19 protein-coding genes are annotated in these 24,598 nt (G+C 63.4%); 17 read left to right on the top strand and 2 right to left on the bottom strand.

The annotated features are described in order from the left end of the window. The first annotated feature begins 15 nt into the window (after positions 1–15). The 5 genes from uraD (at position 16) to AACH87_RS07930 (ending at position 9,111) form a co-directional block, all read left to right on the top strand. Positions 16–1,794: a 2-oxo-4-hydroxy-4-carboxy-5-ureidoimidazoline decarboxylase gene (gene uraD / locus AACH87_RS07950; protein ID WP_338798243.1), complete on the top strand. Its 1,779-nt coding sequence runs from the start codon at positions 16–18 to the stop codon at positions 1,792–1,794. Beyond that, positions 1,791–3,038, top strand: coding sequence for an ArgE/DapE family deacylase (locus AACH87_RS07945; protein WP_338798242.1), 1,248 nt, complete (start codon positions 1,791–1,793; stop codon positions 3,036–3,038). The genes uraD and AACH87_RS07945 overlap by 4 nt, the downstream gene beginning before the upstream one ends. A 175-nt stretch (positions 3,039–3,213) precedes the next feature. Continuing rightward, positions 3,214–4,491: a C4-dicarboxylate transporter DctA gene (locus AACH87_RS07940; protein ID WP_338798241.1), complete on the top strand. Its 1,278-nt coding sequence runs from the start codon at positions 3,214–3,216 to the stop codon at positions 4,489–4,491. A 121-nt stretch (positions 4,492–4,612) separates the two neighbouring features. Continuing rightward, positions 4,613–6,460: a methyl-accepting chemotaxis protein gene (locus AACH87_RS07935; RefSeq protein ID WP_338798240.1), complete on the top strand. Its 1,848-nt coding sequence runs from the start codon at positions 4,613–4,615 to the stop codon at positions 6,458–6,460. A gap of 335 nt (positions 6,461–6,795) precedes the next feature. After that, on the top strand, positions 6,796–9,111 hold the full coding sequence (locus tag AACH87_RS07930) for an NADP-dependent malic enzyme (RefSeq protein WP_338798239.1): 2,316 nt from the start codon (positions 6,796–6,798) through the stop codon (positions 9,109–9,111). A gap of 113 nt (positions 9,112–9,224) precedes the next feature. On the opposite strand, the gene AACH87_RS07925 is transcribed toward AACH87_RS07930, so the two are convergent. Further along, positions 9,225–10,043 (bottom strand): HDOD domain-containing protein, encoded by an 819-nt coding sequence (locus AACH87_RS07925; protein WP_338798238.1) that lies wholly within the window; start codon positions 10,041–10,043, stop codon positions 9,225–9,227. Positions 10,044–10,680: 637 nt separating this feature from the next. Between AACH87_RS07925 and AACH87_RS07920 the strand changes: the two genes are divergently transcribed. The 3 genes from AACH87_RS07920 to AACH87_RS07910 all read left to right on the top strand — a co-directional run bounded on the left by AACH87_RS07920 (position 10,681) and on the right by AACH87_RS07910 (position 13,415). Then, positions 10,681–11,709 carry an ABC transporter substrate-binding protein gene (locus tag AACH87_RS07920; RefSeq protein WP_338798237.1) on the top strand — a complete coding sequence of 343 codons (1,029 nt, stop codon included), beginning with the start codon at positions 10,681–10,683 and terminating at the stop codon, positions 11,707–11,709. 87 nt (positions 11,710–11,796) lie between these two features. Beyond that, positions 11,797–12,633 (top strand): ABC transporter ATP-binding protein, encoded by an 837-nt coding sequence (locus AACH87_RS07915; RefSeq protein WP_338798236.1) that lies wholly within the window; start codon positions 11,797–11,799, stop codon positions 12,631–12,633. A 14-nt stretch (positions 12,634–12,647) separates the two neighbouring features. After that, positions 12,648–13,415 (top strand): ABC transporter permease, encoded by a 768-nt coding sequence (locus AACH87_RS07910; RefSeq protein ID WP_338798235.1) that lies wholly within the window; start codon positions 12,648–12,650, stop codon positions 13,413–13,415. 31 nt (positions 13,416–13,446) lie between these two features. Here AACH87_RS07910 and AACH87_RS07905 read toward each other — a convergent pair whose 3' ends face one another. Next, positions 13,447–14,592, bottom strand: coding sequence for a hypothetical protein (locus AACH87_RS07905; protein ID WP_338798234.1), 1,146 nt, complete (start codon positions 14,590–14,592; stop codon positions 13,447–13,449). A 302-nt stretch (positions 14,593–14,894) separates the two neighbouring features. Here AACH87_RS07905 and AACH87_RS07900 point away from each other — a divergent pair, with 302 nt between their 5' ends. The 9 genes from AACH87_RS07900 (at position 14,895) to AACH87_RS07860 (ending at position 24,258) form a co-directional block, all read left to right on the top strand. Further along, complete coding sequence (locus AACH87_RS07900) at positions 14,895–15,959, top strand: patatin-like phospholipase family protein (RefSeq protein WP_338798233.1); 1,065 nt, start codon at positions 14,895–14,897, stop codon at positions 15,957–15,959. Positions 15,960–16,114: 155 nt separating this feature from the next. Next, the gene (locus tag AACH87_RS07895; RefSeq protein WP_338798232.1) at positions 16,115–16,885 is read left to right on the top strand and encodes a FadR/GntR family transcriptional regulator; all 771 of its coding nucleotides are present in this window, start codon (positions 16,115–16,117) and stop codon (positions 16,883–16,885) included. A gap of 155 nt (positions 16,886–17,040) precedes the next feature. Next, a complete protein-coding gene (locus tag AACH87_RS07890; protein WP_338798231.1) occupies positions 17,041–18,408 on the top strand; it encodes a GntP family transporter in 1,368 nt (455 codons plus the stop codon). 31 nt (positions 18,409–18,439) lie between these two features. Next, on the top strand, positions 18,440–19,354 hold the full coding sequence (gene ltnD, locus AACH87_RS07885) for an L-threonate dehydrogenase (RefSeq protein WP_338798230.1): 915 nt from the start codon (positions 18,440–18,442) through the stop codon (positions 19,352–19,354). Then, entirely contained in the window at positions 19,351–20,628 is a 1,278-nt protein-coding gene (otnK, locus tag AACH87_RS07880) for a 3-oxo-tetronate kinase (protein WP_338798229.1), read from the top strand. Before ltnD ends, otnK begins: the two co-directional genes overlap by 4 nt. A 17-nt stretch (positions 20,629–20,645) precedes the next feature. After that, on the top strand, positions 20,646–21,335 hold the full coding sequence (locus AACH87_RS07875) for an aldolase (protein WP_338798886.1): 690 nt from the start codon (positions 20,646–20,648) through the stop codon (positions 21,333–21,335). 69 nt (positions 21,336–21,404) lie between these two features. Further along, the gene (locus tag AACH87_RS07870; protein ID WP_338798227.1) at positions 21,405–22,472 is read left to right on the top strand and encodes an alpha/beta fold hydrolase; all 1,068 of its coding nucleotides are present in this window, start codon (positions 21,405–21,407) and stop codon (positions 22,470–22,472) included. A 26-nt stretch (positions 22,473–22,498) separates the two neighbouring features. After that, the gene (otnI, locus tag AACH87_RS07865) at positions 22,499–23,296 is read left to right on the top strand and encodes a 2-oxo-tetronate isomerase (RefSeq protein ID WP_338798226.1); all 798 of its coding nucleotides are present in this window, start codon (positions 22,499–22,501) and stop codon (positions 23,294–23,296) included. Positions 23,297–23,427: 131 nt separating this feature from the next. Then, a complete protein-coding gene (locus AACH87_RS07860; RefSeq protein WP_338798225.1) occupies positions 23,428–24,258 on the top strand; it encodes an urease accessory protein UreD in 831 nt (276 codons plus the stop codon). Positions 24,259–24,598 lie beyond the last annotated feature (340 nt).

Genomic DNA, 24,598 nt, shown 5'->3' with positions numbered 1-24,598 from the left:
TTTGAAGCACCTACCATGCCATTGACCTTGGAACAACTCAACGCCGCCAGCCCCGCCGAAGCGCTGGCGCTGCTGGACGGGCTGTACGAACACTCGCCCTGGATTGCCGAGCAGGCCCTGGCGCAGCGGCCCTTTCGCAGCCTGGCGCACCTGCAGCACGCTATGGCGCAGGTGGTGCGCACCGCGGGCACCGATGCGCAACTGGGCCTGATCCGCGCCCACCCTGAGCTGGCAGGCAAGGCCATGGTGGCCCAAAGCCTCACGGCCGAATCTGCCAACGAGCAAAGCAAGGCGGGCCTCACACAATGCACGCCCGAGGAGTTTGAGCGTATCCAGCAGCTCAACGCGGCGTACAACGAGCGCTTTGGCTTCCCGTTCATCCTGGCTGTGCGCGGGCCGCGTGGCACGGGCCTCAGCAAGCGCGAAATCATCGACACCTTTGCCCGGCGGCTCGATAACCACCCCGAGTTTGAATTGGCCGAGGCGCTGCGCAACATCCACCGCATTGCCGAGATTCGGCTGGCCGACAAGTTCGCCACCGAGCCCGTGCTGGGCAACGATGTATGGGACTGGCAGGAGCAACTGGCCCAGCACTCAGACCCCGGCTTTGCCGAGAAGGGCCAGCTCACCGTCACCTACCTCACCGACGCGCACCGCGCCTGCGCACAGCGCATCAGCCACTGGATGCGCGACTGCGGGTTTGACAGCGTGGAGATCGACGCCGTGGGCAACGTGGTGGGCCGCTACCACCCGGCTACAGACGGTGCGCGCTACCTCATGACCGGATCGCACTACGACACCGTGCGCAACGGCGGCAAGTACGACGGGCGCCTGGGCATCTTTGTGCCCATGGCCTGCGTGCGCGAGCTGCACCGCGCTGGCAAGCGCCTGCCGTTTGGCATCGAAGTGGTGGCGTTTGCCGAAGAAGAGGGCCAGCGCTACAAGGCTACGTTCCTGGGCTCGGGTGCGCTCATCGGGCACTTCAACCCCGCCTGGCTCGATCAAAAAGATGCCGATGGCGTGACCATGCGCGAGGCCATGCAGCACGCGGGGCTGTGCATTGGCGACATTGCCAAGCTGCAGCGCGACCCGGCGCAATATCTGGGCTTCATCGAAGTGCATATCGAGCAGGGCCCGGTGCTCAACGAGCTGGATCTGCCCTTGGGCGTGGTCACCTCCATCAACGGCGGTGTGCGCTTTGTGGCCGAGATGATCGGCACAGCCAGCCACGCTGGCACCACCCCCATGGACCGCCGCCGCGATGCGGCCGTCGCCGTGGCCGAGCTGGCGCTGTATGTGGAGCAGCGTGCCGCGCAGGATGGCGACTCAGTGGGCACCATCGGTCTGCTCAACGTGCCCGGTGGCTCCATCAATGTGGTGCCGGGGCGCTGCAGCTTCTCCCTGGACCTGCGCGCACCCACCGATGCCCAGCGCGATGCGCTGGTGCGCGACGTACTCGACACACTGGCCCGCATCGCCCAACGCCGTGGCCTGCGCTACACCCTTGAGGAATCCATGCGCGCCGCCGCCGCGCCCAGCGCGCCCGCCCTGCAGCACCACTGGGAGCGCGCGGTGGATGCCCTGGGCCTGCCCGTGTTCCGCATGCCCAGCGGCGCGGGGCACGATGCGATGAAGCTGCACGAAATCATGCCCCAGGCCATGCTGTTCGTACGCGGGCAAAACTCGGGCATCAGCCACAACCCGCTCGAATCCACCACCAACCACGACATGCAGTTGGCCATTGATGCCTTCACCCATGTGCTGCACCAGCTTGCCGAGGAAACACAACCATGACCACCCCCCACAACTACGCCGCGCTGGACGCCTGGATCGACCAGCACTTTGACGACGAAGTGCGCTTTCTGCAGGCCCTGGTGCGTGTGCCCACCGACACGCCACCCGGCAACAACGCACCCCACGCCGAACGCACGGCCGAGCTGCTCAAAGACTTTGGCTACGAGGCTGAAAAGCACGCCGTGCCCGCCGCTGATGTGCGGGCCTATGGCATGGAATCCATCACCAACCTCATCGTGCGCAGGCCCTATGGCAGCCCGGATGGCAGCGGAGGCAAGACCATCGCCCTGAACGCCCACGGCGACGTGGTGCCACCCGGCGAAGGCTGGACGCACGACCCCTACGGCGGCGAGATTGCCGATGGCAAGATGTACGGCCGCGCCACGGCAGTGAGCAAAAGCGACTTTGCATCGTTCACCTTTGCCGTGCGCGCGCTCGAAGCCGTGGCCAAGCCCGCGAAGGGCGCGGTGGAGCTGCACTTCACCTACGACGAAGAATTTGGCGGCGAACTGGGCCCCGGTTGGTTGCTGAAAAACGGACTCACAAAGCCCGACCTGATGATTGCCGCAGGCTTCAGCTACGAAGTCGTCACCGCCCACAACGGCTGCCTGCAGATGGAAGTGACCGTGCACGGCAAGATGGCCCACGCCGCCGTGCCGCATACGGGCGTGGACGCACTGCAGGGTGCGGTGCACATCCTGAATGCGCTGTACGCGCAGAACGACGAGTACAAGAAGGTCACGTCTAACGTCGCGGGCATCAAGCACCCCTACCTGAACGTGGGCCGCATTGAGGGCGGCACCAACACCAACGTGGTGCCCGGCAAGGTGATGTTCAAGCTGGACCGCCGCATGATCCCCGAGGAAAACCCTGCCGAGGTGGAAGCGACCATCCGCCGCATCATTGAGCAGGCCGCAGGCGAGCGCACAGGCATCAGCGTTGAAATCAAGCGCCTGCTGCTGGCCAACGCCATGACCCCACTGACAGGCAACGCACCGCTGGTCGATGCCATCCAGAAACACGCCCAGGCCGTGATCGGCGAGCCTGTGCCTGCCGTGGGCACACCGCTGTACACCGACGTGCGCCTGTATGTAGAGCGTGGCATCCCCGGCGTGATCTACGGCGCGGGACCGCGCACCGTGCTCGAATCACACGCCAAACGGGCGGATGAACGCATCGAGCTGGAAGACCTGCGCCGCGCCACCAAGGTGATTGCGCGCGCACTGAGTGACCTGCTGAGCTGACGCACAGGCAACTCGCCATCCCCTCACCCATACCAAGCCGGGCCCCTGCGCCCGGCTTTTTGTGCCCGCATGCCCCCTGAGCAGGGATAACCCGCAGTCCCTTGCAGTCATTCATGTCTACACTTTTTGTATGCAATTTTCGCGTACAGAAATTGCCAATCAACAGGGACCTTTCATGCAACGTTTCTTTCGCTCACTGTTTGGCCGGGTGGTGCTGGCATTGATCGCCGGTGTTCTGGTGGGGCTGCTGTGGCCGCAATGGGCCGTGCAGCTCAAACCGCTGGGCGACGGATTCATCAAGCTGATCAAGATGCTGGTCCCGCTGATTGTTTTCTGCGTGGTGGTGCACGGCATTGCGGGCACTGGCGACTTGAAGCGGGTGGGCAGGCTGGGCGTCAAATCGCTGATCTATTTTGAAGTCATCACCAGCATTGCACTGGTGCTGGGTCTGGTACTGGCGTTTGTGTTTGAGCCCGGTGTGGGCATGAATGTGGACCCCAAGGCGCTCGACGCTTCAGCCATGAGCAGTTATGCAGACAACGCGCACAAGCTGTCCGGGGGCGGGTTCAGCGACTTCATGCTCAAGCTCATTCCCACCACGGCCATCAGCGCATTTGCTTCGGGCGACGTACTGCAGGTGCTGCTGTTCTCCATCGTGTTCGGATGCGCCCTGGCGCTGGTGGGAGATCGCGGCAAAGGCGTAGTGAGCCTGATCGAAGAGTTCTCTACCGTGCTGTTCCGCGCGATGGGCCTCATCATCCAGCTGGCCCCGCTCGGGGTGCTGGGCGCGGTGGCATTCACCGTGGGCAAGTATGGTGTGGGCTCGCTCAAGCAGCTGGGCATGCTGGTGGGCCTCTTCTATGCGGCAGTCGTGCTGTTTGTGGTGGTGGTGCTCGGAACCGTCATGCGTCTGTCGGGGTTGAGCCTGTTCAAGCTGCTGCGCTATCTGCGCGAAGAACTTGCGGTGGTATTCGCAACGACTTCTTCCGACAGCGTGCTGCCCCAGATCATGGCCAAGCTCAAACACCTGGGCGTGCGCGACTCCACCGTGGGGCTGGTCATCCCTACAGGCTATTCGTTCAACCTGGACGCGTTCTCGATCTACATCACCCTGGCGGCAGTGTTCATTGCCCAGGCCACCAACACGCCCATCAGCATGACCGACCTGCTGACCATCTTGGCCATTTCCCTTGTCACATCCAAGGGGGCACACGGCGTGCCCGGGTCTGCCATCGTGGTGCTGGCAGCCACCTTGCAGGCCATTCCTGCCATCCCGGCCATTGGTCTGGTGCTGGTGCTCTCGGTCGACTGGTTCATGGGCATTGCCCGCGCACTGGGCAACCTGATCGGCAACTGTGTGGCCACCGTTGCGATTGCCGCGTGGGAAGGTGACATTGACCGGCAACGGGCACAGGCTGTGCTAGATGGAAAGCCAGTGCCAGAAGAGCAGTAACGAGTCATCGTTGGAAGAGGATCCTGGCGCTTGGGCTTCTACGCAACAGTTTTGTAAATAAATGCAAGGACAGAGCGAATTCGATGTGTAATTTTCTGAGCCTCTTTTTGAAAGCGCTTTCATGATCCAGACACTGCGCGCCAAGATCCTCACCATCAGCACCGCCACTGTGGTGGGCGCGCTGGCGGTGACGGGAGCGGCGACCTACACCATCACCCGCTCCAACACCTTTGCCACCATTGAGCAGGATCTGGACGCCATCACCGCAGGCAACGCGACAGCGATTGACCAGTGGGTGGCGGCCAAGGGCTTGGCAGTGCAAGCCACTGCAGCAGTGGTCGAACACGGGGACCCTCAAGGCTTTGTCAAACAGCTCAGCAAATCGGGTGGCTTTCCCATCACCACCGTAGGCTGGGAAGACAAGACATTTTTTTCCACCACATCCACGGCCCCCGGCTACGACCCTACAGCCCGCCCCTGGTACAAAACGGCGGCGCAGGCAGGCAAGCTGTCTGTGACCAAGCCCTATGGCGATTCCACGACCGGCGTGCCCTATGTTGCGTTCGTAGCGCCCATGCTGCGTGACAGCAAGCTCGCTGGCGTGGTGAGCGGTGCAGTGCCATTGGATGGCGTGCGTGAAGTGGTTTCCACCATACGCCCCACACCCAGCAGCATGGGCTTTGTGGTCAACAGCGATGGACTGATCCTGGCGCACGCAGATGCCAAACTGGCGCTCAAGCCCGCAACAGAAATATCCCCCCTGCTCATACCCACAGCTCTTGCTGAGTTCAGCAAAACCAGCAAGCCGCTGGAGGTGGAAATGGCCGGAGCCAGCAAGCTGCTCAAAGGCCGACAGGTTCAGGGCACAGATTGGATATTGGTCGTAGCGCTGGATAAGGCAGAAGCTACCGCGGGGCTGCGCAGCGTCCTTCAGACGCTGGCCATAGCAATCGTTCTGCTGGCACTGGGCGCTGCAGGTATTGCAGGCCTGCTTACCGCTACTTCGTTCCGTCGCCTCTCGCAGGTGAGAGATGCCATGGACAAGATTGGCTCGGGAGGCGGTGACCTGACACAAAGGTTGCCGGTTTCTGGGCAGGACGAGGTGGCGCAAATCGCATCGTCCTTCAACAAGTTTGTGGAGCAGATCAGCACCGTGCTCAAGGATGTGCGCAACGGGGTTGAGTCGATGAAGACTGCCACCGATGAAATACGTGCAGGCAACCAAGACTTGTCCAACCGGACGGAGGGCTCTGCCAGCAGCTTGCAGGAGACATCGGCATCCCTGTCGCAACTCACCGTGGCCGTGAAGCAATCTGCCGACTCCGCCAGCCTGGCCACCAAGCTGGCAGGTGAAGCCAGCGCCTCAGCACTCAAGGGTGGCGAAGTGGTCGCCAGTGCCGTTGCCACCATGGACGACATTTCCAAGGCGTCTGCCAAGATCGGAGAGATCATTGGCGTGATCGACTCGATCGCCTTCCAGACCAACATCCTTGCCCTGAACGCTGCGGTAGAGGCAGCCAGAGCGGGTGAACAAGGCAGAGGTTTTGCTGTGGTAGCCAGCGAAGTACGCAGCCTGGCTCAGCGCAGCGCAGAGGCAGCGCGGGAGATCAAGACACTGATCGACGCATCCAGCGCCAGCGTGATGACGGGCTCAGAGCGGGTTCGCGCAGCGGGCGAAACCATGGCGGCCATCGTTCAGAGCATTCAGCGCGTAACGCTCACGATTGGGGAGATCAATGGGTCCATGGCTGAACAAAGCTCCGGTATCAGCCAGATCAATCAGGCCGTGACCGAGATGGACCGAGCTACACAGCAAAACGCAGCCCTGGTCGAGGAGTCCACCGCGGCGTCCGCCGTCTTGAACGAGCAGGCCCACAACCTGTCACGCACTGTGGCAGGCTTTACGCTGGACTCTCATGGCGCATCCTCCGGGCTTCTTTCCAGCACCCAACGTTTGCCCTCACTTTAATAAGAAGGTTGCCACGCAATTGCAGCATCTGAACGGCTGCGTTGCGTGCAACGGCATGCGCGCACAGTCATCAGATCAGAAGCACGCATTCGTCAAATCCGATATCTTTCAGCGCCCTGTGGCACCATAGCGCCCGGGCTTTTTTCTGCTAGGTCCATTCGTTTACGCTTGCTACCCCGTTGCACCCCCACCCTCTGCAACGCATGGGCTCAGAGCCTCATCACGGCTCCACTCGCGTTGATCAATTCATGCACACAACGCATGAGGGCACCAGCCATGCTGAACCAGACATGCATTAAGCTCCCTCGAACCGTCTCGCACACACTTTTCTCTCTATGACACAGAACCTGTCTGCCGCCGAACAGGCCCTGCGCGAAGCCGCGCTCGAATACCACCGCAACCCCAGCCGGGGCAAGATTTCCGTCACGCCCACCAAGCCGCTGTCCAACCAGCGCGACCTGTCTCTGGCGTATTCGCCCGGCGTGGCTTACCCCTGCCTGGACATTCAGGCCGATCCCTCCAAGGCGTTTGACTACACCTCGCGCGGCAACCTGGTCGCAGTGATTACCAATGGCACAGCCGTGCTGGGCCTGGGTGATATTGGCCCGCTGGCAGGTAAGCCTGTCATGGAAGGCAAGGGCTGCCTGTTCAAGAAGTTCGCCGGTGTGGATGTGTTTGACATTGAGCTAGCCGAGCGCGATCCCGACAAGCTGATCGAGATCATTGCCAGTCTGGAGCCCACGCTGGGCGGCATCAACCTGGAAGACATCAAGGCCCCCGAGTGCTTCTACATCGAGCGCGAGCTGAGCAAGCGCATGAACATTCCGGTGTTCCACGATGACCAGCACGGCACGGCCATCATCAGCAGTGCGGCGCTGCTCAACGGGCTGGAGCTGGTGGGCAAGGACATTGGTGCGGTGAAGGTGGCCGTGTCCGGCGCGGGCGCTGCTGCCATTGCCTGCCTGAACGTGATGGTGGGCCTGGGCGTCAAGCGCGAAAACATCTTTGTGTGCGACTCCAAAGGCGTGATCTACGAAGGCCGCCCCGGTGGCTACGACGAATCCAAGGCCCAGTACGCACAGAAAACCGAAGCGCGCACGCTGGCCGATGCGGTGAATGGCGCAGACGTGTTCCTGGGCTGCTCTGCGCCCGGCGTACTGACGGCAGAGATGGTCAAGACCATGGCCCCCAAGCCCATCATCCTGGCGCTGGCCAACCCCGAGCCCGAGATCCGCCCCGAACTGGCCAAGGCCGTGCGGCCCGACTGCATCATCGCTACCGGCCGTTCGGACTACCCCAACCAGGTCAACAACGTTTTGTGCTTCCCCTACATCTTCCGTGGCGCGCTGGACTGCGGTGCCACCAAGATCACCGAAGCCATGAAGCTGGCCTGCGTGCGCCAGATTGCCGATCTGGCCAAGGCCGACATCAGCGAAGAAGTGGCCAACGCCTATGCGGGCAAGGAACTGACCTTTGGCCCCGACTACCTGATCCCCACGCCATTTGACTCGCGCCTCATCCTCAAGATTGCCCCTGCCGTGGCGCAAGCTGCTGCCGAGTCTGGAGTGGCCACCCGCCCCATTGAAGACATGGAGGCGTACAAGGAAAACCTGTCGCGCTTTGTGTACCAGACAGGCATGCTGATGCGCCCGGTGATCACCGCCGCAAAGGCCCTGCCCGAAGGCCAGAAGCGTGTGGCCTACGCAGACGGTGAAGACGAGCGCGCCCTGCGTGCAGCCCAGATGGCCATCGACGACAAGATTGCCCACCCCATCCTGATTGGCCGCCCTGCGGTGATTGCCGCCCGCATCGAAAAAGCAGGCCTGCGCATGCAGCCCGGCAAGGATGTGGAGATCTGCAACCCTGAGGACGACCCACGCTTCCGCCAGTACTGGGAAACCTACCACCAGCTCATGAAGCGCAATGGCGCAACGCCCGAGGTGGCCAAGGCCGCGGTGCGCCGCTCCAACACCATCATTGCCTCGCTGATGGTGAAGCTGGGCGATGCGGACGCCATGATTTGCGGACTGGTGGGCACCTATGAGACGCACCTGGAGCGCATCAACAACATTCTGGGCCACGCCCCTGGCGCCACGAACTACGCTGCGCTGAATGCGCTGATGACAGACCGCAACGGCACCCTGTTCATTGCGGACACCTATGTGAACGAGGACCCCACGGCCCAGCAACTGGCCGACATTGCCTGGATGTCGGTGCAGGAAGTGCAGCGCTTTGGCTTGCCACCCAAGGTGGCCTTCCTGTCGCACTCCAGCTACGGGTCCTCCAAGCGTGCATCAGCACGCAAGATGCGCGAGGCCCGTGACCTGTTCGTGGCCGCCCATCCCGAGATCGAGTGCGACGGCGAACTGCACGGTGACGCCGCGCTGGAACCCAACATCCGCAAGACCTACATGACGGAAGCGGATTCGACGCTCAGCGGCTCGGCCAATCTGCTGATCTGCCCGAATATCGATGCAGCCAACATCCTCTACAACGTGCTCAAAACCACCACCAGCGGTGGTGTGACGGTGGGGCCAATCCTGATGGGTGCGGCTGCCACGGCTTACATCCTGACGCCAGCCGCCACGGTGCGCCGGGTGTTCAATATGACCGCACTGGCTGTGGCCAGCGCGGCGGCACGCCCCCGTTGAACCACCGCAGGCTGCTGCGCGCAACCAACGCGGCAGCCATGCCGTAGTAAGCAAAGAAAAAGGGCCCGCGTGGGCCCTTTTGTTTTACGGTGTGCAGGCAAACGCCGATGCATTCAGCGTATTGGCACATCCACGAAATCAGCCACCGGCGGCAGATGGGTGACGAGCCAGGCGGAATCGAGCTGCAGGGCCTGGCGGATCTCCTGGGGCAGGCTGGCGATGGTCTCTTCGGGCGACATGGGCTCCTCCAGGCCAATTTCTGCCAGCAGCATGGCCACATGCACGATACCCCCCAGACGACAGAAGGGCGTGGCCGCGACGGGGTCCTCTGCCGTCTCCAGCGCACGCACGATGGTTTCCGGAAAGCGCCAGCGACGGGCCAGCTCAGCGGTGACCTGGGCTTCTGTGAAGCCGAGCAAGAGTTTTTCACGCTCCCACCGTCCGCCCGCATGGTGGGGCAGCTGCTCGATGGCAGGAATCTGTTCCGGCGCCTTCTGGGCAATGATCAGCTCGCCAATGCGCACCAGAAATCCCGCCAGCCAAGACTGCTGCACGTCTGAGCCCAGCGTGCGCGCCAACCACTGGGCATAGCCCGCAGTGGCCATGCTTTCCTTCCAGAAGGCATCGGCATCCACTCCGGGCATATCCTTGAACATGCCCGCCGTGCTGGCCGCCAGCGCCAGGGTGCGCACCTGGTTGAGCCCCACCAGGGTGAGCGCATCATCCAGAGAAGCCACCTGCCGCTGCAGGCCAAAACGCGCGCTGTTGGCCAGGCGAATGAGCTTGGCGGTCAACGCCGGGTCTCGCGCAATGGCGCTGCGCACCTTCTCAAACGGGATGTCGTCGTCCTGCATCGTCGCCACCAGTTCCCGCGCCACGTCGGGCATGGTGGGCAATTGCACGTTTTCGAAAAACTCGGTCAGGTGTGGCATAGGTCAGCCCTCTTGTGGGTCTTTAAAAAGCCCGCTGCGCCCCTGTAACTGCAGTGCCAAGCAGCGGACTGCGCACCCGGCCGTGGTTGCGGTGCCACCGTGGGGTAGAGGAAGTCCTGCATAACTCCCTGCGGCCTGTGATAGCGCGGCCTGAGCCGTCCGCTGCGTTGCTTTTCTTGCCAATAGCCGGGCTGTTGACTCCAAAAGACGCCTTGCGGCCTACCCCGAGCCGCACCACCACCAACCCGCGAGGGCTATGCAGAACATCCTGAACACCTCGCCATCGGTTTGCGGATGCTGCACTTCGTTGTACCACCGGCACCCGCCCCCTGTCTGCGTGTTTCTCCCAATCCGTTGCGCCTGCGCACGGCGGCTCCGGGATGCGGACACACTTCTGCCACAAAGCTGCCCCACACCGCACCATTTCGGGAAACCCTCCATGCCCGTGCGCACCACTTCGGTGAACAATGTTTTTTGATGCTGGACAAACCCTGTCCATGCGCTGCAAATCGAACCAAAACGGGCATCGTTTTTGCTGAACAGTCCCCATGACAGCACCGCACTACCCGTGCGGGTGTCTGTCCCCTTGTTGAACAGGTTCTACAACCATTTTTGGCGTGCGCCAGGAGCTATTTCCATGAAGAAAAGAACGTTCGTGCAAACCGCAGCAGCCTTGGCCTTGGTGGGCGCATTCTCGGCAGCGCACGCGCAGAGCACGCCTATCAAGTTCCAGCTTGACTGGCGCTTTGAGGGGCCTGCGGCCCTGTTCCTGCAGCCCGCGGCCAAAGGCTACTTCAAGGCCGCGGGGCTGGACGTGACCGTAGACGCAGGCAACGGCTCGGGCGGCGCGGTGCAGCGCGTAGCATCGGGCACCTACGACATGGGTTTTGCCGATCTGGCCGCTGTGATGGAGTTCCACGCCAACAACCCCGACGCGCAGAACAAGCCCGTGGCGGTGATGATGGTCTACAACAACACGCCCGCTTCGGTGATGGCGCTCAAGAAAAGCGGCATCAACACGCCCGCAGACCTGGCGGGCAAAAAGCTGGGAGCCCCGGTGTTTGACGCAGGCCGCCGTGCCTTCCCCATCTTCCAGAAGGCCAACAAGGTCGGCAACGTGCAATGGACCGCCATGGACCCGCCACTGCGCGAAACCATGCTGGTGCGCGGCGATGTGGACGCGATTACCGGCTTCACCTTCACTTCGCTGCTGAACCTGGAGGCCCGCGGCATCAAGACTGCGGATGTGGTGGTGCTGCCTTATGCCGACTACGGCGTGAAGCTGTATGGCAACGTGATCATTGCCTCGCCCAAGCTCATCAAGGAGAACCCGGCGGCGATCAAAGCCTTCCTGTCCGCCTTCACCAAGGGCGCCAAGGAAGTCATGGCCAACCCCGCTGCCGCCATCGAGCATGTGCGCGCACGCGACGGCATTGTGAACGTGGCGCTGGAAACACGCCGCCTGCAACTGGCGATCGACACCGTCATCAACAGCCCCGACGCGCGCGCCGAGGGCTTTGGCCAGGCCAAACCCGGCCGCCTGTCGCTGATGGCGTCGCAGGTGTCGGACGCGTTCAACACCAAAACCCGCGTGAACCCAGACGATGTGTGGAACGGCAGCTTCCTACCCAGCGCCGCAGAGCTGAACATCCTGCCGAAGAAGTAACACAGAAGCAACGCGGCCTTTCACTATCAATTCAATAGCTGCTTGCGCTTACTCCATAAGCGCTGGCGGCACTTTTCATCCATCACCATGCAGGCTAACGACTCCTATTTCGTGGATTTCCGCGACGTCTGGCTCGCCTACAACGACGAGCTGCTCGCGCAGAACCACTTTGCCGTCGAGGCCATCGACCTGCAAATCCGCCAGGGTGAGTTCATCGCCATCGTGGGGCCGTCGGGCTGTGGCAAGTCCACCTTCATGAAGCTGGCCACCGGTTTGAAGATGCCCTCCATGGGCAAGATCCTGATCGATGGCAAGCCCGTGACGGGCCCCCTCAAGATTTCGGGCATGGCCTTTCAGGCTCCGTCGCTGCTGCCATGGCGCACCACGGTCGACAACGTGCTGCTGCCGCTCGAGATCGTAGAGCCCTTCCGCAGCAACTTCAAGCACAAGCGCAAGGAATACGAGGAGCGCGCCCGCAAGCTGCTGCAAAAGGTGGGGCTGGGTGGCTACGAGGACAAGTTTCCGTGGCAGCTGTCAGGGGGGATGCAGCAGCGCGCAAGCATTTGCCGCGCCCTCATCCACGAACCCAAGATGTTGCTGCTGGACGAGCCCTTCGGCGCGCTCGATGCCTTCACCCGCGAGGAGCTGTGGTGCATTCTGCGCGACCTGCAGGCCGAGCAGAAATTCAACGTGATCCTGGTGACGCACGACCTGCGTGAGAGCGTTTTCCTGGCCGACACGGTGTATGTGATGAGCAAGAGCCCCGGCCGGTTTGTGGTGCGGCGCGAGATTGAGCTGCCCCGCCCCCGCGACCTGGAGGTGACCTACTCCAAAGAGTTCACCGACATCGTGCACGAGCTGCGCGGTCACATCGGGGCTCTTCGCCAGGGTGCAGGAAAAGCAGGCGCACCCATCCCGCAATAAGACCAGAGACCCCCATGCACAAAAAAACCGTAGAACGCTGGTCCCCCTGGCTGCTGCTGGCGGCCACCATCCTGCTGTGGCAAATCATCTGCTCGGCCTTCAATGTGTCTGAGTTCATCTTCCCCAGCCCCTGGGCCATTGGCACGCAGCTGGTGGAGTTTGGGGGCGTCATTGCAGGCCACGCCTGGCGCACCTTCTGGGTCACCATGGCGGGCTTTGCAATCGCCATCGTGGTGGGTGTGCTGCTGGGCTTTGTCATCGGCAGCTCTCGCCTGGCCTACGCTGCCATGTACCCGCTGATGACAGCCTTCAACGCCCTGCCCAAGGCGGCGTTCGTGCCCATTCTGGTGGTGTGGTTCGGCATTGGCGTGGGGCCAGCCATCCTCACAGCCTTCCTCATCAGCTTCTTTCCCATCATGGTCAACATTGCCACGGGCCTGGCCACACTGGAGCCCGAGCTGGAAGACGTGCTGCGCGTGCTGGGTGCCAAGCGCTGGGACGTGCTGACCAAGGTGGGGCTGCCCCGCTCGCTGCCCTACTTTTATGGCTCTCTCAAAGTCGCCATTACCCTGGCCTTTGTGGGCACCACGGTGAGTGAGATGACCGCTGCCAACGAAGGTATCGGCTACCTGCTCATCAGCGCGGGCTCGTCCATGCAGATGGGCCTGGCGTTTGCCGGGCTGATGGTGGTGGGCGCGATGGCGATGGCGATGTACGAATTGTTCAGCTGGGTGGAAAAGCGCACCACCCGCTGGGCACACCGAGGATCGCAGGGGGAGTGAGAACCGCACCAAGCGGCGGCAGGGCCTGGAATCAGGCCTTTGCCCCCTTGCGCTGAACATTGGCTCGCAAGTACGCTACCAGACGGTCCACCCGCTCCACCATTTCGGCCTTCATGGGTTCGAAAACATTACGTTCTTCTGAATCGCGCTTTGCCTCGGCCAGCGCAGCAAAGTCATCGCCGCCATAAAGCCAGGCGCTGATCAGGGCAGCGTATCCATAGTTCTGCTGCGCATGCATCGCGAACGTGGTGGGCACAGGGGAGTTCGGAGACCAGGGGAGCGCAAAAGCAGTTTGTCCGCTCATGATGGATTCCATACCAAGCGAGGTACGGGTGGTCTCGAGAATACCGAGCACCGGCTCTCGCATCTCCTCCAGCATGCCGTACAGATCAGCATGCGACTTGATAGGCACATAGGCAAAGATGCCACGGAATATGCCCACGTAGAAATTCAGCTGCCGCCGAAAATACATCTCGTCCTGCTCCGGAAAAACGGCCCGCAGCACATCAGCGATTTCCTCGCTGAACACATTGACGTCGATGATGATGCTGGGCTCGTTGTTCAGGGTTGAGCTGGCGAGCGTCAGCACCTGCCCCCCAGCCGGGGTAGAGCGAAAGTAATTGGCCTGCGTCTGCGCGTGGTAGTAGGGCAAATCCAGCGGCTGCCGGGGCGATATGAAACCCAACGGAGCCAGCAGCGCAGTGAGTTCTGCACGCATCGTGCCCCGAGCCCAATCCAGGCTGGGTCCTTCAACGGAAGTTGCTGACCCAGCCTCCTGCACACCCATCACGATGTCACGCCACACACTGGCACGCTGTGGCGGCAACACGGTTTTGGGTGCCAGCAGGGCCAGGCCCAGCTGATCATCCAGCACCGACAAGCCCAGCGCATTGGCCAACCGCACCACCGTGTGGAGCAACCGCATGCGGTTGTCGGCTGGAAGGGAAAACACCCACACGCGTCGGGTACAGCGCTGCGCCTCTGCCACTGGATCACCCAGCCAAGGGGCTTCCCCACAGCCTTTGTAGGCGGCCATCTGCTCCGCCAGCGCCTTGAATTTTGGATGAGCATCGGCCTCCTGCCCTTCAAGGGCAAATACAGAGCGCGCCGCTTCTTCAAACAGCATTGGCTGGGGTTGGTCAGCGGGTATTTCCCAGATACGAAGGTCGTAGCTCATGCTGCAGATACCCAAGGTGATTGATGAACAAATGTGGAGCTGCCGCGCACCCCGTGGTGGCAGGCGCTTGAGGGCCTGCACGTATGCTAAGGGAGGTGATCTGGCAGAACATGGGACTCCACTCGGTGTGCGAGACCCAGACCACGAGCCGCCTTCACATGCAGCTTGTACAAACTGCGCCTTAGCGCTTATGCACAAAGCGCAGGCAGCTCTCATTTCAGGAGCATAGCCACAGCGCATACTCCCTGCGGGTAACGGGCCGCTATACTGCCCGCCCCATTGCTCCGCAGGATGGAACCCGCATGCGCCTGACCGCTTTTTTCGCCCCCGCACGCACCTGGGGTGCCGCCCTCTCAGCCTTGGCTGCCCTGGCCCTGGTGGCCTGCGGTGGCACCTCGCCCACGCGCACCGAACCTGCTGCGCCTGCCGCGTCCACCACTCCCACCCTCAACGCCGCCCCCGTGCGCATCGGCGTGGCGCTGGGCGGCGGGGCTGCCAAGGGGTTTGCGCACATTGGTGTGATCAAGATGCTGGAGGCCAACGGCCTGGCTCCGACTGTGGTGGCAGGCACCAGCGCGGGCAGTGTGGTGGGCGCGCTCTACGCCAGCGGGATGAATGCCTTTGAACTGCAGGAAAAAGCCGTGGCGCTGGACGAAGCCAGGATTCGTGACCTGCAGCTATCGTCTGGCGGCCTGCTGCAAGGCCAGAAGCTGGAAGACTATGTGAACGAACAGGTGCGCCGCAGGCCACTGGAGCAAATGGCCAAACCCTTCGTGGCCGTTGCCACCCGACTGGAAGACGGAGAACGCACCGTGTTTGCCAGGGGCAACACCGGGCAGGCAGTGCGTGCATCCAGCAGCGTGCCGGGCGTGTTCCAGCCCGTCACCATTGGCAAGTACCACTTTGTGGACGGCGGCATTGTGAGCCCTGTGCCGGTGGATGCCGCCCGGCAGCTGGGGGCAGATATCGTGATTGCGGTGGACATCTCTAACAAGGCACGCGGCCAAGCCCCGGAGAACATGCTGGGCGCGCTGAACCAGTCCATCGCCATCATGGGCCAGAAGCTGGGCCAGGCGGAGCTGGCGCGTGCCGACGTCATTATCCGCCCCCAGGTGCTGGACATTGGGGCCGCGGATTTCAGCCAGCGGGCGAATGCGATTGTCGAGGGCGAAAAGGCGGCCCTGGCCGTGATGCCACAGATTCGTGAGCGGGTTGCCAGGCTGCAGACAGAGCGGGCCAACGCCCTGCGCGCAGCACAGCAGAAGGCGGCACAAGAGCAACTGCAAGCCTGCCTGGAAAACCGCTCGCGCATGCAAAAGCTGGCCGGTCTGGCGGGCATGGACGACAGCTGCGGCAACCCCAAGTAACACGGCGCAGATGCCTGAGACCCTAGCCGCGCGTAGCTTGCAGTAAAGTCAATCAAACGGGACTGCCACAGGGCAACCATGGCAGCCCTTCTGCAAGCCGTTCAAACGGCAGCCCATACCATCCGGCACTTTCTCAGCGTCTTTTGCAGCCCACCATGTCGTCTCCCTTTTCAGCCGTCAAACCCAGCCTCAAACTGGCCGACCAGGTCGCCAGCGCGCTGGAGGCCGAGATCCGCGCAGGACGCATCCAGGCAGGCGACAAGCTGCCCACCGAAGCCGTGCTGGCGCAGCAGTTTGAAGTGAGCCGCACCGTGGTGCGCGAGGCCATCTCGCGCCTCAAGTCTCTGGGGTTGGTGGATTCGCGCCAGGGCAGTGGGGTGTATGTGCAGGCACCGGGCATAGAGCCGTTGCAGTTTGACCTGGCCCATGCCGCATCGCGCGAGGCGGTGATGCAGATCGTGGAAGTGCGACGGGCGCTGGAGTCTGAAGTGGCCGAGCTGGCGGCGCAGCGCCGCACCCTGGAGGACGTGGCAGCCATCCGCACCGCCATGCAGCGCATCGGCGAGGCCGTGAAGGCCGGGGGAGATGGGGCGGAGGAAGATGTGGAGTTTCACCGCGCCATTGCGCGCGCGGCAGGCAACCCGTTCCTCATCAGCACACTGGACTATCTGGCCCGTTTTCTCAGCGGGGCCACCCGCGTGACGCGGGCCAACGAGGCGCGGCGCAGCGACTTTGCCCAGGCCGTGAACCAAGAGCATGAACGCATAGTGGCGGCCATTGAGGCTGGCGACCCGGCAGGTGCGCGGCAGGCGGCCACGGAACACATGCGCAACGCCCTCACCCGCATTGCCCAGGCCGACCCGACGTTCTGGGAGCAGCACGGTGCGCGTCTCGCGCAGTCGCTGCTGCATGCACCGGTGCATTAGCCGTCAGGCTCTGTCTCAGCGTCTCCGCTCAACAGATCAAAGCCTAGGGTTAACCCGCATCAGGGTCGTTTCTTTAAATTTGTATGATAACCATATAAACACACCAACAAGGGTGCTGCTCGCTCTTCACCCTTCCATCCGGAGATATCCCGCACATGTCCACCCTCGCACTTCTCGGCATCGGCGCCGGCAGCATTGCCCTGCTCCTGTTGCTCATCATCCGCTGGCAGGTCCACGCTTTCGTGGCGATGATGCTGGTGAGCTTTCTGGTGGCGTTTGCCACGGGCATGCCCATTGGCGACATCATCAGCACGTTGATTGCGGGCATGGGCGGGACGCTGGGGTCGGTGGCCATCCTGGTCGCGCTGGGCTCCATGCTGGGGCGCATGATCGAGGTCTCGGGCGGCGCGGCCAGCCTGGCCAACCGCTTCACGCAGCTGCTGGGGCCCACACGGGTGCCCATGGCGCTCACCGCCGCAGCGCTGGTGCTGGCCATCCCGGTATTTTTTGACGTGGGCTTCATCATCCTGGTGCCCATCGTCTACGGCTTTTGCAAGGCGGCAGGCGTGAACCCCATCAAGTTCGGCCTGCCCGTAGCGGGCATCATGCTGGCCGCGCACGTGGTGGTGCCACCGCACCCCGGCATCGTGGGCGGTGCGGCCATCGTCAAGGGCGACATCGGCTGGATCACCATCATTGGCCTGGCCATCTGCATCCCGCTGGCGGCGCTCTCACAGGTCGTTTCGGGCTGGCTCAACCGCAAGGGCTACCCCATGCTGCCCACCACGGCCGAGCAATTTGCGGCCTTTGGCAACAGCGAAGACAGCCAGGCCAGCAAAGCAGCTAAAGCGCCCGGCGTGGGCACCATCATGGCGCTGATCATCATTCCCCTGGCCCTCATCATGGCGGGCACCACCGGTGCCACGCTGCTGCCCAAGGGCGACAACCTGCGCAATGTGCTGGGCTTCATCGGCTCGCCCATCTTTGCGCTGATGGTGGCCGTGGGCCTGGCCATGTTCCTGCTGGGCCGCAACCAGGGCTGGAACCGCGAGCGCACCAACGCGATCATGGAATCCGCCCTGCCCCCTGCCGCCACCGTGATCCTGGTGACCGGCGCTGGCGGCGTGTTTGCCAAGGTGCTCACGGCCAGCGGCATTGGCACGGCGCTGTCGCAAAGCCTCACCGCTACTCATCTGCCCCTCATCCTGCTGGCGTTCATCATCTCTCTGGCGCTGCGCGCTGCACAGGGTTCGGCCACCGTGGCCATCATCACCACCTGCGGCCTGCTGGCCGACGCCATGGCAGGTGGCGGGTATTCCCCCTTGCAAGTGGCGCTGCTCACGGTTGCCATTGGCTTTGGCAGCCTGGGCCTGTCGCACGTCAACGATTCGGGCTTCTGGATCGTGACCCGCTACCTGGGCCTGAGCGTGGGCGATGGCCTGCGCACCTGGACCGTGCTGACCACCGTGCTAGGTCTGGCGGGCTTTGCCCTGACTGCCCTGCTGTGGGTGGCCGTTGCCTGATTTTTCCTCTTTGCTCTAGAAAGACACCACTATGACCCAACCCACCGTCGGCATCATCGGCCTGGGCGCCATGGGCGCTGGCATTGCCAAGACCCTGCGCAACAACGGTTTCACCATCCACGTGTGCGACGTGCGCCCCGGCGTGGCCGATGCCTTTGTGGCAGACGGTGGCACGGCCCACGCCACCACGGCAGCACTGGCAGCGGTGAGTGATGTGGTGGTGTCGGTGGTGGTCAACGCCGCGCAGACCGAGAGCGTGCTGTTTGGCGACGATGGCCAAAGCGGTGCGGCCAGCACCATGCGCCCCGGCAGCACCTTTGTGATGTGCTCAACCGTGGACCCGAACTGGTCGGTGGCGATGGAAGCGCGCCTGAACGCCCTGGGCCTGCACTATGTGGACGCGCCCATCTCCGGCGGCGCAGCCAAGGCCGCATCTGGGCAGATGACCATGATGACCTCGGCCAAGCCCGAAGCCTATGCCGCGGCTAACGTGGTGCTCGACGGCATGGCCGGCAAGGTGTACCGCTTGGGCGACAAGGCGGGCGCGGGCAGCAAGGTCAAGATCATCAACCAGCTGCTGGCCGGTGTGCACATCGCCGTGGCCGCCGAAGCCATGGCCCTGGGCCTGCGTGAAGGCGTGGACGCTGCAGCGCTGTACGAAGTCATCACCCACAGCGCGGGCAATAGCTGGATGTTTGAAAACCGCATGGCCCATGTGCTGGCGGGCGACTACACGCCGCTGTCGGCCGTCGATATCTTTGTGAAGGACCTGGGCCTGGTGCTGGACACCGCACGCGCCAGCAAATTCCCCCTGCCGCTGGCCGCCACCGCGCACCAGATGTTCATGCAAGCCTCAACCGCAGGCTTTGCCAAGGAAGACGATAGCGCCGTGATCAAGATCTTCCCGGGCATCACCCTGCCTGAAGGCAAGGAGAAAAAGGCATGACACGCGCACGTGCACTGCTGGGCTGCATTGCCGACGACTTCACCGGCGCGACCGACCTGGCCAACAACCTGGTGCGCGCAGGCATGCGCGTGGTGCAAGCCATGGGCGTGCCCACGGCGCCTTTGGACACCGAGGCCGATGCCATCGTGGTCGCACTCAAGTCGCGCACCATTCCAAAAGACGAAGCGATTGCCCAGTCGCTTGAGGCGCTGAAGTGGCTGCAGGCGCAAGGTGCCGAGCAGATCTACTTCAAATACTGCTCCACCTTTGACAGCACGGCCGAAGGCAACATCGGCCCCGTGACCGATGCGCTGATGCAGGCACTGGGCACCGACTTCACCATCGCCACGCCCGCCTTCCCCGACAACAAGCGCACCGTGTTCAAGGGCTACCTGTTTGTGGGCGATGTGCTGCTCAGCGAGAGCGGCATGCAGAACCACCCGCTCACGCCCATGACCGACCCCAACCTGGTGCGCGTGCTGCAGGCGCAAACACCCAGCCGCGTGGGCCTCATCGACCACAGCGTGGTTGCACAGGGCGAGGCCGCCATCCGCGCGCGCATCGACCAACTGAAGGCCGAAGGCGTGCGCATGGCCGTGGTCGATGCGGTGTCGAACGCCGACCTGCTGCGCCTGGGCCCTGCCCTCAAGGGCATGCCGCTGGTGACTGCAGGCTCGGGCGTGGCCATTGGCCTGCCGGGCAACTTTGGCGTGGCTCCCAGCAATGAGGCCGCCCGCTTGCCCGCTGCACAAGGACTGCAGGCCATCGTGTCGGGCAGCTGCTCGGTAGCCACCAATCAGCAGGTCATGGATTTCATCAAGGCGGGCAAACCCGCTCTGGCCATCGACCCGCTGCGCATCGCCGCAGGCGTGGACGTGGCCGCCGAAGCGCTGGCATGGGCTGAGGGCCACATCGGCCAAGGCCCGGTGCTGGTGTATTCCACCGCCGAACCTTCGGCTGTGCGCGCCATTCAGGGCAAGCTGGGTTCCGAGAAAGCCGGTGCCATGGTGGAAGAGACCATTGCCGCCATTGCACGCGGCCTGGTGCAGCGCGGTGTGCGCCAGCTTATCGTGGCGGGTGGCGAAACCTCGGGTGCCTGCGTGCAGGCCCTGGGCATCACGCAAATGCGCATTGGCGCGCAGATTGACCCCGGCGTGCCGTGGTGCCATGCCGTGGCCCCCGATGCCAAGGACGGGCTGCACATCACACTGAAGTCGGGCAATTTTGGCAGTACCGACTTTTTCACCAAGGCTTTTGCACAATTGCAGGCATGACCTCTACCCCCGCCTTCATGGATGAGCCCCAGGCCCGCGACGAAATCTGCCGCGTGGGCCGCAGCCTGTTTGAGCGGGGCTATGTGCACGCCACCGCAGGCAACATCAGCGTACGCCTGGCCGATGGCTACCTCATCACCCCCACCGATGCCTGCCTGGGCACGCTGCAGCCCGAGCGGCTGGCGCGCCTGGACGCTCAAGGCCAGCAGGTGGCGGGCGACCGGGCCAGCAAGACCATTGCGCTGCACCGGCAGATTTACGAGGCCTCGGCTTCGACTGCAGCCCCGGCGCGCTGCGTGATCCATACGCACAGCACGCATCTGGTGGCCTGCTCATTGCAAGCCGACATGACGGCCAACGGCCCGCTGGGGCCTGACGCGCAATTGCTGCCGCCCATCACGCCCTACTTCGTCATGAAGGTGGGCCGCGTGCCGCACATCCCCTACCACCGCCCTGGCGACCCGGCTGCGGCGGCGCTGGTAGCGCAGACCATTGGCCGCTATGCCGCCAAGGGCAGCCCTGTGCGCGCGGTGATGCTGGCGCGCCTGGGCCCCAACGTGTGGCATGACACGCCCGCCGCCGCCATGGCCGTGCTGGAGGAACTGGAAGAAACCGCCCGCCTGTGGATGCTGTGCAGGCCCCACCCCACGCCCCTCAACCCCGTGCAGATCGAGGAGCTGCGCCAGAGTTTTGGAGCGCACTGGTAACCGGGGTGCTGCGCTTGAACAGGTTCTAACGGCGTGGGGGACGAAAGATTAGACACAAGGAGACAAACCATGACCCTTTCTTTCTGGCGCAAAGCCTTTGCCCCCATGCTGCTGGGCGTGCTGGCCACAGGCGGCGCATCGGCTGCGGACTACCCCGCCCCCCAACACGGCGAGTGGATCGTCAAGGACTTCCGCTTCCACACGGGCCAGACCTTGCCCGAACTCAAGCTGGCCTACTCCACCGTGGGTGAGCCCACCGGAGAGCCCGTGCTGGTGCTGCATGGCACCAATGGCTCGGCAGAGAGCATGCTCACGCCAGGCTTTGCAGGCACGCTGTTTGGCCCCGGCCAGCCGCTGGATGCGCGCAAGCACTTCATCATCCTGCCGGACGCCATTGGCACCGGCCGCTCCAGCAAGCCGTCGGACGGCCTGCGTGCCGCCTTTCCGGCCTACAACTACGACGACATGGTGCAGGCCCAGTACCGCCTGCTGACCGAACACCTGGGTGTGCGCCATGTGCGCGCCATCATCGGCAACTCCATGGGCGGCATGCACACCTGGGTGTGGGCCCAGCGCTACCCCGACTTCATGGACATCGCCGTGCCCATGGCTTCGCTGCCCGCTGCGATGTCGGGCCGCAACTGGATGATGCGCCGCCTGCTGGTCGATGCCATCCGCAACGACCCCGAATGGCAAGGCGGCAACTACACCCGCCAGCCCCGCAGCCTGCAGTTTGCGTCGGTATTCTTTGGCACCGGCACCAACGGCGGCAACCAGGGCCTGCAAAAGCTGGCCCCAACCCGCGCTGCGGCCGATGCGCTGGTGGAGCAACGCCTCAAAGCCCCTTTCCGTGGCGATGCCAACGACCACATCTACCAGTGGGAGGCATCGCGTGACTATGACCCCGAGCCCGGGCTGGAGCGCATCACTGCACGCGTGCTGGCCATCAACTCGGCAGACGATGAGCGCAACCCGCCCGAGCTGGGCGTGCTGGACAAAGCCATCGCCCGCATCCCGCACGCACAGGCCTACGTGATCCCCGCCAGCGCCGACACCCTCGGCCACAGCACAGTGGGCCTGGCGCGCTTTTACCAAGACCGGCTGGCGCAGGTGCTCACCAGCGCACCGCGCCGCTGACCCGTTTTTTTCAGAAAGCCTTTTTCATGCCCCGCTTTGCCGCCAACCTGTCCATGCTCTACAACGACGTGGACTTCCTCGACCGCTTTGCCGCCGCTGCCCGCGATGGCTTCAAGGCAGTGGAATACCTCTTCCCCTACGCCTACCCGGCGCAAGAACTGGCCACACGGCTGCAAGCCAACGGCCTGCAGCAGGTGCTGTTCAACGCGCCACCCGGCAACTGGGACGCAGGCGAGCGCGGGCTGGCCTGCCTGCCGGGGCGTGAGGCCGAGTTCCGCGAAGGCATTGCCAAGGCCGTTGAATACGCCAAGGCCCTGCAATGCCCCCGCATCCACGTGATGGCCGGGCTGGTGCCCCAGGGGGCAGACGCAGCCACCGTGCGAGCCACCTACATCGCCAACGTGCGCTACGCCGCCGAGCAGGCCGCGCCCCATGGCATCCAGATCCTGCTGGAGCCCATCAATGGCCGCGACATGCCCGGCTTCTTCCTCAGCCGCCAAGACCAGGCCCATGCGCTGATCGCCGAGATCGGTGCCACCAACGTGAAGGTGCAGATGGACCTGTACCACTGCCAGATCGTGGAAGGCGACCTGGCCATGAAGGTGCGCCAATACCTGCCCACCGGCAACGTCGGCCACTTCCAGATTGCCGGTGTGCCCGAGCGCCACGAGCCCGATGTGGGCGAAGTGAACTACACCTACCTGTTCAAGCTGCTGGACAGCCTGGGCTACGACGGCTGGATTGGCTGCGAATACCGCCCCGCGCGCGCCGCCGCCGCCCACGCCACCAGCGACGGGCTGGGCTGGCTCAAGCCCTGGCTGTAAGAGCCTGTTCAAAGGGCTGAAATACCCGCAGGCTTGCAGGGTATGGAATATGCTTACTGGATCAATCGGGCTGCTGCGCTTGTGCATCAAGCGCAAGCAGCTATATTTTTGATAGTAAACAGACATCCAACATGCCTTGGCACGCGCGCCTGCAACTGAACTACACCCTGGAAAACGCCCGCACCGTAGCGCGGTTTGAGCACAACGGGCCGCTGCGCATTCTGCAAAGCCTGTACCCCGAAGGCGACAGCATCTGCCACAACGTGCTGGTGCACCCACCGGGCGGTTTGGTGGGCGGCGACACGCTGGAGATAGCCGCTACCGTGGGCACAGGGGCACATGGGCTGGTCACCACACCAGGGGCCACGCGGTTTTACCGATCCACCGGCGAGCTGGCGCTGCAACGCACCCACTTGGCCCTGGCAGAGTATGCGCGGCTGGAATGGCTGCCGCTGGAGGCGCTTTGCTATAACGCCTGCCAGGCCCGCAACCACCTGAGCCTGGAATTGGCCCCAGGGGCCGAATGCATGGGCTGGGACGTGACCGCGCTAGGCTTGCCGCATGCCCACCAGCCTTTTGAAACAGGCCGCTTTGAACAGCACATCGAGGTGCCCGGACTGTGGCTGGAGCGCGGGGTGCTGGACGCCACCGACCACCAGCTTCTGCAAAGCCCGCTGGGGCTGGCCGGGCAGCGCTGCCTGGGCAGCCTTTTCTTTGTGACCGGTACCCCGCTGGACAAATCGCGCCGTGACATGGCGCTCGACGCCGCGCGCGCGATGATGGACGAGCACCCGCTCAAGGCGATGGCCGGTGCCACCAGCCCCAACAGCCAGCTGGTGGTGGTGCGCGCACTCGGGCCCCAGGTCGAGCCGGTCATGCAACTGCTCAAGCAGGTGCGCGCCGCCTGGCGGGCCGCCCTGTGGCAGCTGGACGCAGTACCACCGCGCATCTGGGCGATGTGATCCCGCTGTGGGCATGGCAAGAGCGGCTCACACACCCTCTTGGCGTTGTTGACCCGTATTGCCATCGTGCTTGTACTGCCCGCGACGGAACGCCTGGCCATGGCCGCCCCGCCGGGTCGTGTGAGCTACGCCAAACATGCTCCTGAAGTACGAATACAGAGCTCAAGCAGCTACATATTTAATAGCAATTCACTTTCCACAGTGATGCGATCTGCGCAGGTTTGAGACAGAGGCAGAGGGCATCAGAAGGCATCCACAGCCCTTCGTGCCGATGCCTAAACGCTTCTCACCACAACACAGCGCAGGCCTGAAGCCCGGGAGTCGTCGCGAAATCGACTCA

The organism is Acidovorax sp. DW039 (assembly GCF_037101375.1).
In the GTDB taxonomy this organism is placed as follows: Bacteria; Pseudomonadota; Gammaproteobacteria; order Burkholderiales; family Burkholderiaceae_C; genus Acidovorax.
This window is presented reverse-complemented; position numbering and strand designations above follow the sequence as displayed.